Origin of the sequence: Vibrio sp. Vb1755, assembly GCF_033338635.1 — a bacterium.
Classification (GTDB): domain Bacteria; phylum Pseudomonadota; class Gammaproteobacteria; order Enterobacterales; family Vibrionaceae; genus Vibrio; species Vibrio alginolyticus.
The window spans coordinates 83,766-99,991 of the sequence record NZ_JAWOTA010000014.1; the positions used below are offsets into that span (position 1 = coordinate 83,766).

The following is a 16,226-nucleotide window of genomic DNA, read 5'->3' on the forward strand; positions in this document are numbered from 1 at the left end:
TATTAATCAAACTTATTACTACAAAAACGGTGACCATGCAGGCGCTCGAACACGCCCATTTGTTGCCGGTAATCTAGCTTTGAATCGACCATCAATTGACACCATCGATAGTACGTTTTTCTTGTTGTAAATCGAGCTATACACAACCATGCCACCGTTTGGGGCAATACTAGGAGACTCATCAAGCAAGGTCTTAGTTAAGACTTGAAGAGCACCAGTTTCCAAATCTTGTTTCGCCAAATTAAATCCTGCGTTGCTGCGGTTCACCATAACTAGGAATCGCCCATCAGGAGTAATCTGACCACCCAAATTTTGGCTGCCTTGCCAAGTCAAACGGTCAATAGAACCGCTGCCCAAATTTACTTGATAAATCTGTGGTTTACCACCCCTATCCGATGTGAAAATCAACGATTTTCCATCCGGATGCCAGAACGGTTCCGTATTATTTGATCTGCCACGCGTAATTTGCGTCAGTTTACGAGTGTTAAGGTCAAACGTATAAACATGAAGCGAGCCTGTTTTAGAAAGAACAATCGCTAACTTATTGCCATCAGGCGAAAATCTTGGTGCACCATTGTGACGTGGGTATGAAGTAATTTTCTCACGTTCACCGGTGTAGATGTTCATTATGAAGATTTCTGCTTGGCCATTTTGGAAGCTAACATACGCAAGCTTTTTACCATCTGGTGACCACGCTGGTGACATTAATGGTTGCTTAGAGCGTAAAACCAGACGCTCATTGTAGCCATCGTAATCAGCGACTCGAAGTTGGTAAGGGAAACGGTCTTTATCGTTCACTACCACATATGCGATACGAGTCATGAAAGCGCCACGGTCGCCAGTCAACTGCTCATACACCAAATCAGAGATACGGTGAGCGTACTCACGCATACGAGGCCCTTGAACAGTGGCTACTTTATTGAACAGCACATGATCTTTTGACAGAACCAATTCACCGTCACTACCAAGCGCCTTACTCTTCCCACCCGTTAACTGACCACGCACAATATCAACAAGTTGATAGTTGATAACGTAGTCACCTTGGTCGTTTTGCTTGATTGAACCAGTCAATAGCGCATCCACGCCTAAATTGGTCCAAGCATCAAAATTAACTTCTGATTCACTGAACGGTGTTTGTGGCATTTTGCTCGTTGGAACTGGGCTAAATTTACCACTACGTTGTAAATCCGAGGCGATAACAGCAGAAACATCCGTTGGAAGCGCTTGTGTGCCCTCCCACTTAAACGGAACAACAGCAATTGGTCGTGCTGAATCAATACCATCGGTAATGACCAACTCTAATGCGGCATTCGCCACATTTGTCATACTGCTAAACAGTACAAACATTCCTAGTAAAAGGCGTCTAATCACGTCTTATTCCTTTTAGTCCAAAGCAACAGTTATGTTGATGTCTTTTAGTCTTTCATTGACCGCTGATTCTGAAGATTTAGGGAACGTCCCTACCTGAGCTATTGCTCGCTTCGCCGCAGCACATACTCGAGCATCACCACTCAAAACGGTAACACCAGAGACCATCATATCAGTTCCTGTCGGAATCAATTTGATGTTTACCCTACACTCCTTTCCCAGCAAGTAGTCATCCTTAATCAGCTTTTGCTGAATATTTTGAGTATAGATGGATGACATACGAGAAAGTTCGTCGTCAATAAATTGATTGCGCGCAGCACTGTTTTTACTGACCTCATCCTCGAGCCCCGCAAAAATATCATCTAACGCGGCTTCTTGAGCTTTACGCTCACGCTCGGCACGCTCAGCTGCTTCTCTCGCTTTACGCTCTCGCTCCGCTGCCTCTTTTGCCGCTTTCTCTTTTGCGATGCGCTCTTGTTCAGCTTTTTCAGCTGCTTCACGCTCACGACGTGCTTTTTCTTCCGCTTCTTTTGCTGCTTTTTCACGAGCTAAACGTTCTTGCTCAGCTTTTGCGATAGCCGCCTCTTTTGCTAAACGCTGCTGTTCAGCTTTACGCACGGCTTCTTCTTTTTCCTTGCGCTCTTTTTCTAGCTTAGCAGCTCGCTCTTTTTCTTTGCGAACACGTTCTTCTTCCTGCTTGCGCTCTTGCTCTTTTTTCTTACGCGCAGCTTCTGCTTCTCGTGCCGCTTGAGCATCTTTCGCTTGCTGCTCTTTCAACTTGCGAATTTGCTCTTCTTCAGCTTTGCGGTTTTTTTCTAGCTGCTCTGCTTCGCGTCTCAGTTTATCAAGACGCTCTTGTTCTTTTTTCGCTGCCTTTTCGCGTTGCTGGCGAATTTCTTTCGCTTGTTGCTGCACAAGTTTTGGATCGATGACAACAGCTTGAACCATTTGCCCTGTAGGCTCTGGTTTAGACATATTGAAGTCCGTCCCCCAAAGCAGGGCTGCAACTAGAATTGCATGCAAACCAACCGATATTGCTATCGGTTTGGTGTATTGGTTGGGTTTCTTCTTGTGATCTTTCATAGATAATTGATGTCTATTCCCTGATATCGGTCATTAGACCTACCTTAGGGATACCAGCTCGACTTAGTTCATCCAGCAATAGAACAACATCGGCATATGGTGTTGCCGCGTCGCCACCTACCGCAACTGGTGAATCCGGCTTAACCTCTCGCTCCGCTTTCACTCGCACAATAACATCTTGCAACGACAAACCTCGCTGAACTTCTTCATCATTGACGCTTAGGCCTAAATTACCCTCGCTATCAATTTCGATGATAATAAAGCTACTGTCAGTCTCGCCAGCAAGGTCTTGCATAGATTCTGCAGTCGATGTTTTCGGAAGATCAACGTCGACGCCTTGAGTCACAAATGGAGCGGTCGCCATAAAAATGATCAACAGTACGAGCATTACGTCGATATACGGAACAACGTTGATCTCCGCTGTCATTTTTCGCTTTTTAGGTTGATAACCCGCCATGCTTTATTCCTTATCCGCGCTGTCTCGGCCAGCCATCGCTTGACGATGAAGGATGCTGTGGAATTCTTCAGAAAATGTTGCGTAAGTGTGCTCTAGTTTACTCACTTTATTGCTTAGGCGGTTGTACGCCATTACTGCCGGAATAGCCGCAAATAGACCCATCGCTGTCGCGATAAGTGCCTCGGCGATACCCGGTGCAACCATAGACAACGTAGCTTGCTTTACTTCACCCAGCGCAATAAAGGCGTGCATGATGCCCCAAACGGTACCAAATAGGCCGATATAAGGGCTTATAGAACCGACTGTTGCCAAAAACGGTAAGCTTGTTTCTAGCTCATCAACTTCACGAGAAACAGCAACGCGCATTGCGCGGCCAGTGCCTTCCATGATGTAAGCTGGTGAATTTGCGTTGCTCTTACGTAGGCGAGCAAACTCTGTAAAACCTGCGTAGAAGATTTCTTCTGTGCCTTCAATTTCGTCTTTACGCGCTTTTACTTTTTGGTAAAGCTGAGAAAGATCAGTACCCGACCAAAATTTGTCTTCAAACTGCTCTGCATTTTTTGATGCTTGAGAAAGCACTTTGCTGCGCTTGATGATCATTGCCCATGACACAATTGACATGCCAAGCAACGTCAGCATCACAAGCTTTACCAACAGACTGGCCTGAAGAAAGAGATCTAAAATGGAAATATCAGCAGTCACTATTTGTTAGCTCCGAATTTATAAAGGTTGGAATAGCTATTGGTTTCATTTTCTTATTATCGATACATGCTACCTTAACCGAGGCCTTGCACAATATCTTGCCTTGATCATTGACCAACTCTTGACAGAATTGCAGAGAAGCACGTTTTATTTCTGACACTCGGGTTACGACTGTCAGATGCTCGTCCAGCCTAGCCCCTTGGTTGAAATCGATATCCATGTGTCGGACAACAAAGCCGATATTTTGTTCCAGTAACACATGTTGAGAAATGCCTTTAGCACGTAACATCTCTGTCCGTGCGCGCTCAAAGAATTTTAGATAATTAGAATGATATACAACACCGCCCGCATCAGTGTCTTCATAGTACACGGTGATCGGCCAGTGAAAGAGATTTGATGTGCCTTGCAAGGGAGTACCAATATATTCAATTCTTTAAAGTAATTACTATAACTGAAGCGACAGCAATTGGTACCGAGCTAAGGAAATATTTTTGAAATTTGTAGAAAAAATAAAAGCTAGGCGAGATACCTAGCTTTTATTCGATGATTTAGTAACCGACTTTATTACAGCATATTTCAGCCTAAATGAAATAAAGTGCCGTTAGATAAATTAAGATAGCTAACGAGAAATAAGGACTAAACAAAACTTGCCAGTACCAGTTTCTTGGCTTGAAGCCCACCCCATACACCATGCTTGAACATACAGACCAAATCAGTGCTGGTGCGATGATTGAGTTAAAACCACCAATTGCTTGATGGTAAGCTTCAGGGTCCCACATCACCAATCCTACGTGCATAAAGCCAAGGATGAGAGATAAGACTCGTAGCAGAGTCTTATCCATTGGTGCGTGAAGTTTCGCTACCTTATCAGCGAAGTTACTCACTGTCTTTATCCATCATTTCTGAGTGCTCTAGCCAAAGAGCGTTGATGATACCGAATGCACAAGCAAGTAGTACACCTAGAATCCATGCGAAATACCACATAGTAAATGCTCCTTAGTAAAGTGAGTTTTTGTTGTCTTCAATGTACTGGTCATCAAGGCGACCAAACATCTTGTAGTAAGTCCAAGATGTGTAGCCAAGGATGATTGGCACCATAACAAACGCAACGCCTGTCATCAGGTTCAGAGTCAGCTCAGATGACGTTGCATCCCACATTGTTAAGCTGTGGCTTGGCATTAAGTCTGAAGGCATGATGAATGGGAACATCGCAAAACCTGCAGTAAAGATAACACCAGCAACACCCAAACTTGAAGTAATGAACGAAATCGCACATTTTTCAAGACGAGATGCCAATACAGCGAGAAGCGGCATTGCAACACCTAATACAGGAGCAGCCCATAGTAGTGGGTAGTTTTCAAAGTTCTTCATCCACGCACCAGCTTCACGGATAACCTCTTTGTTTAGAGGGTTAGAAGCAGCGTTAGTGTCGATACCGCCAACAATGACGTAACCATCGATATTTTGGATCCAGAAACCAGCCGCTACAAACGCAGCAACCGTCAGTAAACCAGCCAACTGAGCAACGTTGCGCGCACGCACATGCACTTCGCCTGTTGTTTTCATTTGTAGCCAAGTAGAACCTTGCATCAAAATCATGAACAAGCTTACTAGACCACACAACAGTGCAAATGGATTTAGTAGACCAAAGAATGAGCCATGGTATGTTGGCATCAAGAACTCACTCAATTGGAATGGTACACCTTGTAGAAGGTTACCAAACGCCACACCAAAGATGATTGGCGGAACAAAACCACTGATTGAGATACAGATATCCCAGGTATTGCGCCATTTTGGATCTTCGATTTTAGAGCGGTAGTCTAGGCCCAGAGGACGAAGCCATAGCGCTGCTAGTGTCAAAATCATCGCTAAGTAGAAGCCTGAAAATGACGTTGCGTAAACCAAAGGCCAAGCTGCGAACAGTGCACCACCAGCAGTGATAAGCCAAACTTGGTTACCATCCCAGTGAGGAGCAATTGAGTTAATCATGACACGGCGTTGCGTGTCGTTTTTACCGATGATAGGTACAAGCGCGCCTACACCCATATCGAAGCCGTCTGTTACTGCAAAACCAACTAGTAGAACACCGATTAGTACCCACCAGATGAGTCGCAAGATTTCGTAATCAAACATCTTGTTATCTCCTTACCTTACGCTTCTACTTGGCGACTAACTTTGTCTTCAACAGAGTCAGCATTTTGCTCGAAGTGGTAGCGACCCGTTTTCAGGCTACTTGGGCCTTTACGAGCGAATTTCAACATTAGGTAAACTTCTGCAATCAGGAATACCGTGTATAGCGCCAGAATTGCGAAGAGTGAAGTCCAGATTTCACCTGCAGTTAGTGCAGAAGCTGCAACATGTACTGGTAAAATTTCACCTACAGCCCAAGGTTGACGGCCGTACTCAGCGACGAACCAACCCGCTTCAATTGCAATCCAAGGTAGTGGAATGCTAAATAGTGCAGCTTTTAGAATCCATTGTTTCTGCTCAATCTTCTGACGACACGTTTGGATAAACGCCGCACCAAAGACAAACAACATGATGAAGCCACAAGCAACCATGATACGGAATGACCAGAATAGCGGCCATACTGTTGGGATTGAGTCGTCCGCAGCAGCTTGGATTTGCTCTTCTGTTGCATCAACAACATTGTCTGTGTAGCGTTTTAGAAGTAGACCGTAACCTAGGTCACCTTTCACTTCATCAAACGCAGTCATGTTTTCTTCTGACTTATCGCCCGCACGAAGCTTCTCTAGAAGTTCATAAGCGTACATGCCGTCACGAATACGATCGACGTGTTCATCACGTAAATCACGAAGACCTGTTACTTGCTCATCAAAAGAACGTGTCGCGATAATACCCATTACGTAAGGGATCTTAATTGCGTAATCGGTATGCATCGTTTCCTGGTTAGGAACACCAAATAACGTAAATGCGGCAGGTGCAGGTTCAGTGTGCCACTCTGCTTCAATTGCAGCGAGTTTCACTTTTTGAACTTCACCAAGCTCGTAGCCAGATTCGTCACCAAGAACGATGGTAGATAAGATAGCTGCAATACCGAAAGAAGCAGCAATAGCAAACGAACGACGAGCAAACGCAATGTCACGACCTTTTAATAGGTAGTATGAACTGATGCCTAGAATAAACATTGCGCCACAAGTGTAACCAGAAGCAACCGTATGCACGAACTTAACCTGAGCAACTGGGTTTAGTACAACCTCAGAGAAGCTCACCATTTCCATTCGCATGGTTTCGAAGTTGAAATCTGCGCCTACTGGGTTTTGCATCCAGCCGTTTGCGATAAGAATCCAAAGAGCAGAGAAGTTAGAGCCTAGTGCCACAAGCCAGGTAACCGCTAAGTGTTGGCGTTTAGATAGACGATCCCACCCGAAGAAGAATAGACCAACAAAAGTTGACTCCAGGAAGAATGCGACAAGTGCTTCGATCGCTAGCGGTGCACCGAAGATATCACCTACATAGTGGGAGTAATAAGACCAGTTCGTACCAAACTGGAACTCCATGGTAAGGCCTGTCGCCACACCAAGTGCAAAGTTAATACCGAATAGCTTACCCCAGAACTTGGTCATGTCCTTATAGATTTGCTTGTTCGTCATTACGTACATCGATTCCATAATGGCCAGAAGGAAGGCCATACCAAGGGTCAATGGTACGAATAGGAAGTGATACATCGCTGTCAGTGCAAACTGCAACCGCGATAGATCAACTACGTCAATCATGGTAACTCCTATGTGTCGGCTGAATGACACTCTCTACATATTGCAATCCATATTCAGGTGTTATTTACACTTGAAAAATGTTGAATTATCACAACTCATTGTTGCAAAAATGTGCTTCATTGGTTAGTTAATTGTTAAGCATCAGCTAATATAGCTGGGGCTAATATTACTTGTAAAAACAGATTGTTTCAAAAGGTTTATAGCCGTAACGCGCTTTGATATACATCAATGTTTATGCGCGGAATTTGCACAAAAATCCATCACATTGATCTAGATCAACCAGTATTGGATACGGATGTTAAGAGAGAGTAATCAGGAGAGAAATTAACCAGTTGCAAGCAAACATCGAGTTAACAATCAATGCTTTTTACTTACTAAACCAGTATGAGAAAAAATTCAAAAAATGTGAGTTTGGTCAACTTTAATGAAGCGCTGGGCAACAACGGCCCAGCGAGGGAATCTTATTTTTCAATTCCGAAATGCAAATACGCACGATCTGTCGCGATTCTTCCACGCGGAGTGCGTTGTAAATAACCTTGCTGAATAAGATAAGGTTCAAGAACGTCTTCAATAGTGTCCTTTTCTTCACCTATCGCCGCTGCCATGTTGTCGAGCCCGACCGGACCACCACCAAATTTTTCCATAATCGCGAGTAGTAGCTTACGGTCCATGTAATCGAAGCCTTCGGCGTCCACATCAAGCATATTCAACGCCTTATCGGCAACATCGGCACAAATGTGACCATTGCCTTTTACTTCCGCATAATCACGAACACGACGTAGCAAACGGTTAGCAATACGTGGTGTGCCACGCGCACGTCTTGCCACTTCCAATGCACCTTCAGGTTCCATTGATAAACCTAAACAATCCGCGCTTCGCTGCACGATATCTTGGAGGTCTTTTATCTTATAAAACTCAAGGCGCTGAGTAATACCAAAGCGGTCGCGCAATGGTGACGTTAAAGAGCCCGCTCGGGTCGTCGCACCAATTAACGTAAATGGTGGTAAATCGATCTTAATAGAACGAGCGGCCGGACCTTCACCGATCATAATATCCAGTTGATAATCTTCCATCGCCGGATATAGCACCTCTTCAACCATCGGACTCAAGCGGTGAATCTCATCGATGAACAACACATCGTTTTCTTCAAGGTTGGTTAACAGCGCGGCCAAATCGCCTGCTTTCTCAAGTACAGGGCCTGAAGTAGTGCGAATGTTCACTTCCATTTCATTGGCAACGATATTCGCAAGTGTGGTTTTACCCAAACCTGGGGGACCAAAAATCAAAAGGTGATCAAGTGCTTCGCTACGTAACTGAGCAGCTTTAATGAAGATCTCCATTTGGTCACGGACATGGTCCTGACCTTGGTAATCCGCTAATTTTTTTGGCCGAATAGCACGATCAATGACATCTTCATCACGAAAGGCAGGGTTTTCTGGCGCGATTAAACGATCGGCTTCAATCATCTTTTTACCTTGAAAAATGGTTACCTGAGAGAATAATGCCGCTCGTTTAACAGCAAGTGGCATATTTCTATATCTCGTCATCCTGTACAGCGACGAAGGAGCGTGATACAGGATCTTCTATCCGAGCGATTTATGGTCAAATTGTTTCATTAACCGCTCAGCGTGCTGCTATTAGATTCCCAGTCTCGCCAGGCTCGCTGGAATGACACAAAAAACATCGTTAAGCGATTGGCATTAACCTTAGAGAATGAGTTATCTTGAACAAATGTTCACTGTGCAACCAGCGTTACACCATTGATTTTAGAGCTTCACGGATCATTTGCTCACTGCTCATGTCCGGTTTAGCGATCTGAGATACCACTTTCGACGCTTGAGTCGGCTTGTAACCTAGAGCTAGAAGCGCGCTGATTGCTTCTTCTTCCGCGTTGTTGGATGTCGCACTAGAATCCGCAGGAGCAGCATCCGTAAATGGTGTAAATAGATCGCCAGCGCCCCACCCTTTCAAGCGGTCTTTCATTTCAACAACCAATCGCTCTGCGGTTTTCTTGCCAACGCCTGGAAGCTTAACCAGCGTAGAAACGTCTTCATGTTCCACACAAGTAACAAATTGCGTTGCTGTCATACCAGAGAGAATACCAAGACCGAGTTTAGGACCAACGCCATTGGCTTTGATCACTTCACGGAAAAGTGCTCGTTCTTTTACCGTGTTGAAACCGTATAGCAATTGCGCATCTTCACGGACAACAAAGTGAGTATAAATAATGGCTTCTTCGCCAACATTTGGCAGTTCGTAAAAACAGCTCATTGGCATCTGGACTTCATAGCCAATGCCATTAACTTCAATTAATACTTCAGGTGGTTGCTTTTCAATCAGTATGCCACGAAGACGTCCAATCACTATAAATACTCTTTGGAAATGAATTTGCGACAGGATAATAAAGAACTGGATAGACATCCAGTTAATTTTAACGGTAGCGCCCTTTTCTGGCACTGGTTGCTTTGCCCGCTAACGCAACGAGAGTCTTGTTAGTATTGGCATGACAAATCGCCACACCTAAAGCATCGGCTGCATCCGCTTGAGGCTTGGCGGGCAATTTAAGCATCTGCTGAACCATATGCTGAACTTGCGCTTTGTCCGCGCCACCAGTGCCGACGACAGCTTGCTTAATAAGACGAGCCGCATATTCAAATACCGGCAACTCCGCATTCACCGCAGCAACAATTGCACTGCCACGAGCTTGGCCAAGTTTTAGCGCTGAATCCGCGTTTTTGGCCATAAACACTTGCTCGATCGCGAAAACGTCCGGTTGAAACTGGGTAATGATTTCCGTGACGCCTGCATAAATCTGTTTAAGCCGACCCGGAAGTTCTTTTTCTGAAGTACGAATGCAGCCACTACCAAGGTATTGCAAGTGGCGTCCATTTTGACGAATGACCCCATAGCCGGTAATGCGCGAACCTGGGTCAATGCCCAAAATAATTGACATGAATGTTCCTAAAAATGAGGCCTAATTCGGCCTCAGTCTTTTTATTATTACTTGCTAACTTCGGAGCAAATACCGCTCCCGACACCTTGAGTTTAATCTAGCGTAGCCGCAACGTCGTCAGAGATATCACCATTGTGATAAACCTCTTGAACGTCGTCCAGATCTTCCAAAGCGTCAATCAAACGAAGTAGTTTTGGCGCAGTATCCGCGTCCAAATCTGCTTTCGTTGATGGGATCAGCGACACCTCAGCGTTCTCTGCCTCAAACCCTGCGGCATCAAGAGCATCTTTTACGAGTCCAAAATCGCCAGGGGCCGTGTAGACATCAATCGAGCCATCTTCTGCCGTTTCAATGTCATCAGCACCACTTTCTAATGCTACTTCCATTACCGCATCCTCATCTAAACCTGGGCCATATGAAATCACGCCTTTCTTGTCGAAAAGATAGTTGACGCTACCATCCGTCCCCAGATTACCGCCTGACTTTGAGAATGCATGGCGTACGCCAGATACCGTACGATTTCGGTTATCCGTCATACATTCGACCATGACCGCCGTACCACCTGGACCATAACCTTCATAGATCACGGTTTCCATGTTGTCGTCGCCTTCACCACCAGCACCTCGGCTGACTGCGCGGTTGACAGTGTCACGTGTCATGTTGTTAGACAGTGCTTTATCAATTGCTGCTCGCAAACGTGGGTTATTTTCTGGCTCACCGCCCCCCTCTTTTGCCGCAACAACGATTTCACGGATTAATTTAGTAAAGATTTTGCCGCGCTTCGCATCTTGCGCTGCTTTACGGTGACGAATATTCGCCCATTTACTATGACCAGCCATAATTCACCTTTTAATGTATTTTGACGCTTAATAACAAAACATGTTCTAAAAGCGTTGCTTGGGAAATTGCTTTGGAAGTTTCTTGGGTTTATTTAAACAAAAACTCCCGCAGTTGCGGGAGTTTTCTTCAAATGTTGTGCGCTTATTCTGCGTCTTTTTCTTTCGCTGCAGTTACTGCGATAGCTAGCTCTTCTAGCGCTGCTGGGTTCGCAATACTTGGTGCGTCTGTTAGTAGACACGCCGCTGCTGTTGTTTTAGGGAACGCGATAACATCACGGATGTTCTCTGTGCCACATAGCAGCATTACTAGACGGTCTAGACCAAATGCAAGACCAGCATGTGGAGGCGTACCGAATTTCAGCGCATCAAGCAGGAAGCCGAACTTAAGCTGTTGCTCTTCAGGTGTGATGCCTAGAATATCAAATACGGCTTCTTGCATATCTGCGTTGTGGATACGAACAGAGCCGCCGCCCACTTCGTAGCCATTTAGAACCATATCGTAAGCGTTAGAATTTGCCGCAGCAGGGTTTGCTTTTAGCTCTTCTGCAGTCACACCTAGAGGCGATGTGAATGGGTGGTGCATCGCGTGTAGGTTGCCTTCGTCATCTTCTTCGAACATTGGGAAGTCAACAACCCATAGTGGAGCCCATGCAGACTCATCCGTTAACTCTAGGTCTTTACCTAGTTTCAGACGTAGCGCACCCATTGCTTCTGCAACGATACCCGCTTTATCAGCGCCAAATAGGATAATGTCACCAGATTCCGCTTGAGTACGATCTAGAATGCCGTTGATCACGTCTTCATTTAGGAATTTAGCGACTGGAGATTGGATACCTTCCATGCCCGCTGCACGGTCATTAACCTTCATCCAAGCTAGACCTTTCGCACCGTAGATGCCAACGAATTCACCGTAGCCATCAATTTGCTTACGAGTCAAAGATGCACCACCTGGAACGCGAATAACGGCAACACGGCCTTTTTCGTCGTTTGCTGGGCCAGAGAATACTTTGAACTCAACATCTTTCACTAGGTCAGCAACGTCTACTAGTTCCAGTGGGTTACGTAGGTCTGGCTTGTCCGAACCGAAACGACGAATCGCTTCGCTGAACGGCATTACTGGGAATTCACCTAGGTCAACGTTTAGTAGCTCTTGCCACATTTCACGAACCATTTTCTCAGTCGTTGCACGAACTTGGTCAGCCGTCATGAATGACGTTTCGATATCGATCTGAGTGAATTCTGGTTGACGGTCAGCACGCAAGTCTTCATCACGGAAACACTTAACGATTTGGTAGTAACGGTCAAAACCAGACATCATTAGAAGCTGTTTGAATAGCTGTGGAGACTGAGGAAGCGCGTAGAAGCTGCCTTTGTGAACACGGCTAGGTACTAGGTAGTCACGAGCGCCTTCTGGAGTCGCTTTTGTTAGGACTGGTGTTTCGATGTCTAGGAAACCGTTGTCATCTAGGAAGCGACGAACAAAGCTAGACGCTTTAGCACGTAGCTTGATGCGGTCGCTCATTTCAGGACGACGTAGATCTAGGTAACGGTACTTCAGGCGTTGCTCTTCAGAGTTCTTTTGGTTGAAGTCTAGAGGCAGAACATCAGAACGGTTGATGATTTCAAGACCTTTCGCAAGGATCTCAACTTCACCTGTTGCCATGTCTTTGTTTGCTTGGCTCTCTGGGCGAACGCGCACTTCACCCGTTAGTTTGATACAGAATTCATTACGAAGTGTGTTCGCCACTTCATACGCATCCGCCATATCTGGATCAACAACTACCTGAACGATACCTTCGCGATCTCGCATATCAATAAAAATAAGACCGCCTAAATCACGACGACGGTTAACCCAGCCGCAAAGTTCTACAGTTTGTCCTGCAAGGGACTTGTTCAGGTGACCACAGTAATGGGTACGCATAATGAAATTCCCAATCTCTCAAATGTTGTTAACTACGCTCTGTCAGCCTCATTGCTAAGCAGAGTAAAGATTCAGTTATACGCTGAATGTCCACGAAAATCGACTACTCAACATACAATTACGTGTGTTTTATCATTCACTGGTGCTTTTTAGTACAACAAATGTTCAAAAGCGCACCAAAGCGAAAAAATTGGGGAGGATTATAGCGTGAAATTACCTATTTCAGCAAAACTCTCGTAAAGTATTCACACGAGTAGCAAGCAGTAAAGAATAATGGATAACTTACCTCTTCGACTTGGATTGACGATGTGGTCGCACAATCAATGGCAACAAAGTTTTTACGGCAGCGGGACAAAGCCCGCTGAACGTTTAGAAAGGTATGCGCAAGTGTTTCATACCGTGGAAGGCAACACGACATTTTATGCCACACCGACGCTCAATACAGTGCAAAACTGGAGAGCCGCAACCCACGATGATTTTCGCTTTACTTTCAAACTTCCTAAAGCCATCACTCATGAGCAAATGCTAAGAGGTTGCAGCGAACAACTGAGAGACTTCATGAAAGTCATGGAGCCTTTGCATGACCGTGTGGGCCAATGGACAATTCAATTACCAGCCGCATTTGGTCCTGAGCACCTTGATCGGCTGAAAAAGTTCTGTGCGAACTTTCCACCTAACTTCCCTCTCGGTGTTGAGGTTCGCCATATGGCATTTTTCTCCAAAGGCGAAGAAGAGCGAGCACTTAACCAATGGTTAGTAGAGAATAATATTGACCGCATTATTATGGATAGCCGCCCAGTCTTTGCCGCTAAGCCCGACAATGAGGCGATTATTGATGCACAAATGAAAAAACCACGAGTCCCTGTTCACGCCATTGCTACCGCTTCACACCCTTTGATTCGCTTTATTGGTCATCCAGAAGAACAGCAAAATTACGAGTTTTTTAAACCATGGCTCAACAAGTTGCCACAATGGATTGCCGAAGGTAAACAGCCATATGTCATGATCCATACCGCAGACAATATAATTGCGCCAGAGTTGGCCGCAAACCTATATAAAGACATACAAAAGCGTATCACACTCCCTGAGTTATCACCTTTCCCAGCTGACGATGGCAACTCGCAGTTACAGATGTTCTAACGCAACACATGACAGAGGCGCGAAATTCCCATAAAATACGCGCCTTTTTTGGTGCCTGACATTTTCAGGCGGCTTGTATGCAGAGACTTAGTTATGAACCCTAAGAGCAATCCAGATACTATTTTTTCGGCTCCAATCGATAAAATTGGGGATTTCACGTTCGATGAACGCGTAGCGGAAGTATTTCCTGACATGATTCAACGATCGGTACCGGGTTACAGCAATATCATTTCTGCAATCGGTATGCTGGCAGAGCGTTTTGTAAAACCTCACTCAAACATCTATGACCTTGGCTGTTCTTTGGGTGCTGCAACATTGTCTATGCGTCGCCATATCAAACAAGAAGGTTGCCAAATCATCGCAGTGGACAACTCTCCTGCGATGGTTGAGCGTTGTAAACTTCACGTCAACGCTTACCGCAGTGACACTCCTGTGGATGTAGTAGAAGCAGACATTCGCAATATCGAAATTGAAAACGCGTCAGTGGTGGTGTTGAACTTCACTTTGCAATTCCTCTCTCCAGAAGATCGTTACTCCTTGCTCGAGAAAATTTACGCAGGCCTGCGTCCAGGCGGCATTTTGATTCTATCGGAGAAGTTCGTCTTCGAAGATGAAGTTTCGAACGAACTGTTAATTGACCTTCACCACGACTTTAAACGTGCGAATGGTTATAGCGAACTAGAAATCAGCCAAAAGCGCAGCGCGATAGAAAACGTAATGCGCCCAGATTCAAAGAAAGAACATAAAGAGCGTTTCGCTAAAATTGGCTTTTCTAGCTACGATGTTTGGTTCCAATGCTTTAACTTCGGCTCCATGTTCGCGATTAAATAGACCATGCATACAAAGCCTGAACCATACCGATTTCGGCTTTTGTTAATAATTTATACCCATCAACTCAGCGATTAACTAACTATGTTTAACTTTGCAAATTTCTACCAATTGATTGCCCAAGACACTCGTCTTCAACCTTGGCTTAATGTGCTTCCGCAACAGCTAACGGATTGGCAAAATGCAGAGCACGGTGACTTTGGTCGCTGGTTGAAAGCCCTGAACAAAATCCCAGCGGGTAGACCGGACAACATCGACATTGTTGATTCTGTCACGATTTCAAACAATGAGCCCATGCCTCAAGGGGAACTTAAAAAGCTAGAAAGCTTACTTCGTACATTCCATCCTTGGCGCAAAGGCCCATACAACGTACACGGCATCCATATTGATACTGAGTGGCGCAGTGATTGGAAATGGGACCGCGTGCTTCCGCATATTTCACCATTAAAGAATCGCAGCGTACTCGATGTAGGTTGTGGTAACGGCTACCACATGTGGCGCATGCTAGGCGAAGGTGCACGCTTAACTGTCGGTATCGATCCATCTCACCTGTTTCTAATTCAGTTCGAAGCAATTCGTAAACTAATGGGCGATGACCAACGTGCGCACCTATTGCCATTGGGCATTGAACAGCTACCTAAGTTAGAAGCGTTCGATACGGTATTCAGCATGGGCGTGCTTTACCATCGCCGCTCGCCTCTCGATCATTTAGTGCAACTAAAAGATCAATTGGTATCTGGTGGTGAACTCGTATTGGAAACACTCGTTATTGAAGGTGATGAGAATGCAGTACTGGTCCCGACTTCTCGTTACGCGCAAATGCGTAATGTCTATTTCTTCCCTTCAGCAAAAGCCCTAAAAGTGTGGTTAGAATTGGTCGGTTTTGAAGATGTTCGTATCGTTGATGAAAACATCACATCCGTAGATGAACAACGTACCACAGATTGGATGACGCATAACTCTCTACCTGACTACTTAGATCCGAACGACCCAAGCAAGACTGTAGAAGGCTACCCTGCCCCTCGCCGCGCGGTTCTTGTCGCTCGCAAATCATAATTCGCTGAGATTCCTGACATTGTCTTAACTCATTTTACGAGTTAAGACATTACCCTCTTTCCTCGTAATGAGCGAGTTTGTTTTTTGAATCCATTTGTCACGTCAAAATATAAGCACGCTCTAAATAAGGATGCGCTTTTAT

At 45.2% G+C, this 16,226-nt stretch carries 17 protein-coding genes; 3 read left to right on the forward strand and 14 right to left on the reverse strand.

Going from position 1 to position 16,226, the window contains the following annotated elements; genetic code table 11:
• Positions 1-18: 18 nt before the first annotated feature.
• The 14 genes from tolB to aspS form a co-directional block, all read right to left on the reverse strand.
• Positions 19-1,371, reverse strand: a complete 1,353-nt coding sequence (tolB, locus tag R7E00_RS13845; RefSeq protein ID WP_005387925.1) for a Tol-Pal system beta propeller repeat protein TolB — start codon at positions 1,369-1,371, stop codon at positions 19-21.
• Between the two features lie 12 nt (positions 1,372-1,383).
• Positions 1,384-2,451 carry a cell envelope integrity protein TolA gene (gene tolA, locus R7E00_RS13850; RefSeq protein WP_054575111.1) on the reverse strand — a complete coding sequence of 356 codons (1,068 nt, stop codon included), beginning with the start codon at positions 2,449-2,451 and terminating at the stop codon, positions 1,384-1,386.
• A 13-nt stretch (positions 2,452-2,464) separates the two neighbouring features.
• Complete coding sequence (locus tag R7E00_RS13855; protein ID WP_005378298.1) at positions 2,465-2,908, reverse strand: ExbD/TolR family protein; 444 nt, start codon at positions 2,906-2,908, stop codon at positions 2,465-2,467.
• Between the two features lie 3 nt (positions 2,909-2,911).
• A complete protein-coding gene (gene tolQ / locus R7E00_RS13860; RefSeq protein ID WP_005378301.1) occupies positions 2,912-3,610 on the reverse strand; it encodes a protein TolQ in 699 nt (232 codons plus the stop codon).
• On the reverse strand, positions 3,600-4,019 hold the full coding sequence (gene ybgC / locus R7E00_RS13865) for a tol-pal system-associated acyl-CoA thioesterase (RefSeq protein WP_017820044.1): 420 nt from the start codon (positions 4,017-4,019) through the stop codon (positions 3,600-3,602). Before ybgC ends, tolQ begins: the two co-directional genes overlap by 11 nt.
• A 172-nt stretch (positions 4,020-4,191) precedes the next feature.
• Entirely contained in the window at positions 4,192-4,494 is a 303-nt protein-coding gene (ybgE, locus tag R7E00_RS13870; protein ID WP_213871542.1) for a cyd operon protein YbgE, read from the reverse strand.
• On the reverse strand, positions 4,487-4,594 hold the full coding sequence (cydX, locus tag R7E00_RS13875; protein ID WP_000270284.1) for a cytochrome bd-I oxidase subunit CydX: 108 nt from the start codon (positions 4,592-4,594) through the stop codon (positions 4,487-4,489). The genes ybgE and cydX overlap by 8 nt, the downstream gene beginning before the upstream one ends.
• A gap of 12 nt (positions 4,595-4,606) precedes the next feature.
• Entirely contained in the window at positions 4,607-5,743 is a 1,137-nt protein-coding gene (cydB, locus tag R7E00_RS13880; RefSeq protein ID WP_006742909.1) for a cytochrome d ubiquinol oxidase subunit II, read from the reverse strand.
• 17 nt (positions 5,744-5,760) lie between these two features.
• Entirely contained in the window at positions 5,761-7,347 is a 1,587-nt protein-coding gene (gene cydA, locus R7E00_RS13885) for a cytochrome ubiquinol oxidase subunit I (protein WP_005378311.1), read from the reverse strand.
• A 461-nt stretch (positions 7,348-7,808) separates the two neighbouring features.
• Positions 7,809-8,813: a Holliday junction branch migration DNA helicase RuvB gene (gene ruvB, locus R7E00_RS13890; protein ID WP_005378312.1), complete on the reverse strand. Its 1,005-nt coding sequence runs from the start codon at positions 8,811-8,813 to the stop codon at positions 7,809-7,811.
• A 286-nt stretch (positions 8,814-9,099) separates the two neighbouring features.
• Positions 9,100-9,711, reverse strand: coding sequence for a Holliday junction branch migration protein RuvA (gene ruvA / locus R7E00_RS13895; protein ID WP_017820041.1), 612 nt, complete (start codon positions 9,709-9,711; stop codon positions 9,100-9,102).
• 67 nt (positions 9,712-9,778) lie between these two features.
• A complete protein-coding gene (gene ruvC, locus R7E00_RS13900) occupies positions 9,779-10,300 on the reverse strand; it encodes a crossover junction endodeoxyribonuclease RuvC (RefSeq protein WP_005387909.1) in 522 nt (173 codons plus the stop codon).
• 92 nt (positions 10,301-10,392) lie between these two features.
• A complete protein-coding gene (locus tag R7E00_RS13905) occupies positions 10,393-11,139 on the reverse strand; it encodes a YebC/PmpR family DNA-binding transcriptional regulator (protein WP_005378402.1) in 747 nt (248 codons plus the stop codon).
• Between the two features lie 142 nt (positions 11,140-11,281).
• Positions 11,282-13,060 carry an aspartate--tRNA ligase gene (gene aspS / locus R7E00_RS13910; protein ID WP_005378401.1) on the reverse strand — a complete coding sequence of 593 codons (1,779 nt, stop codon included), beginning with the start codon at positions 13,058-13,060 and terminating at the stop codon, positions 11,282-11,284.
• Between the two features lie 273 nt (positions 13,061-13,333).
• On the opposite strand from aspS, the gene R7E00_RS13915 reads away from it, so the two are divergent.
• From R7E00_RS13915 to cmoB, 3 genes are all read left to right on the forward strand, one after another.
• On the forward strand, positions 13,334-14,200 hold the full coding sequence (locus R7E00_RS13915; protein WP_042522110.1) for a DUF72 domain-containing protein: 867 nt from the start codon (positions 13,334-13,336) through the stop codon (positions 14,198-14,200).
• Between the two features lie 93 nt (positions 14,201-14,293).
• Entirely contained in the window at positions 14,294-15,031 is a 738-nt protein-coding gene (gene cmoA / locus R7E00_RS13920) for a carboxy-S-adenosyl-L-methionine synthase CmoA (RefSeq protein ID WP_017635063.1), read from the forward strand.
• A gap of 81 nt (positions 15,032-15,112) precedes the next feature.
• Complete coding sequence (gene cmoB / locus R7E00_RS13925) at positions 15,113-16,084, forward strand: tRNA 5-methoxyuridine(34)/uridine 5-oxyacetic acid(34) synthase CmoB (protein ID WP_017820038.1); 972 nt, start codon at positions 15,113-15,115, stop codon at positions 16,082-16,084.
• Positions 16,085-16,226: the final 142 nt, after the last annotated feature.

Excerpts from the sequence above, each read along its gene's own strand:
- cydB (WP_006742909.1), bottom strand. The coding sequence starts at position 5,743 with ATGTTTGATTACGAAATCTTGCGACTCATCTGGTGGGTACTAATCGGT.
- cydA (WP_005378311.1), bottom strand. The coding sequence starts at position 7,347 with ATGATTGACGTAGTTGATCTATCGCGGTTGCAGTTTGCACTGACAGCG.
- cmoA (WP_017635063.1), top strand. The coding sequence starts at position 14,294 with ATGAACCCTAAGAGCAATCCAGATACTATTTTTTCGGCTCCAATCGAT.
- R7E00_RS13855 (WP_005378298.1), bottom strand. The coding sequence starts at position 2,908 with ATGGCGGGTTATCAACCTAAAAAGCGAAAAATGACAGCGGAGATCAAC.
- cmoB (WP_017820038.1), top strand. The coding sequence starts at position 15,113 with ATGTTTAACTTTGCAAATTTCTACCAATTGATTGCCCAAGACACTCGT.
- ruvB (WP_005378312.1), bottom strand. The coding sequence starts at position 8,813 with ATGATTGAAGCCGATCGTTTAATCGCGCCAGAAAACCCTGCCTTTCGT.
- R7E00_RS13905 (WP_005378402.1), bottom strand. The coding sequence starts at position 11,139 with ATGGCTGGTCATAGTAAATGGGCGAATATTCGTCACCGTAAAGCAGCG.
- tolA (WP_054575111.1), bottom strand. The coding sequence starts at position 2,451 with ATGAAAGATCACAAGAAGAAACCCAACCAATACACCAAACCGATAGCA.
- ruvC (WP_005387909.1), bottom strand. The coding sequence starts at position 10,300 with ATGTCAATTATTTTGGGCATTGACCCAGGTTCGCGCATTACCGGCTAT.
- R7E00_RS13915 (WP_042522110.1), top strand. The coding sequence starts at position 13,334 with ATGGATAACTTACCTCTTCGACTTGGATTGACGATGTGGTCGCACAAT.
- cydX (WP_000270284.1), bottom strand. The coding sequence starts at position 4,594 with ATGTGGTATTTCGCATGGATTCTAGGTGTACTACTTGCTTGTGCATTC.
- aspS (WP_005378401.1), bottom strand. The coding sequence starts at position 13,060 with ATGCGTACCCATTACTGTGGTCACCTGAACAAGTCCCTTGCAGGACAA.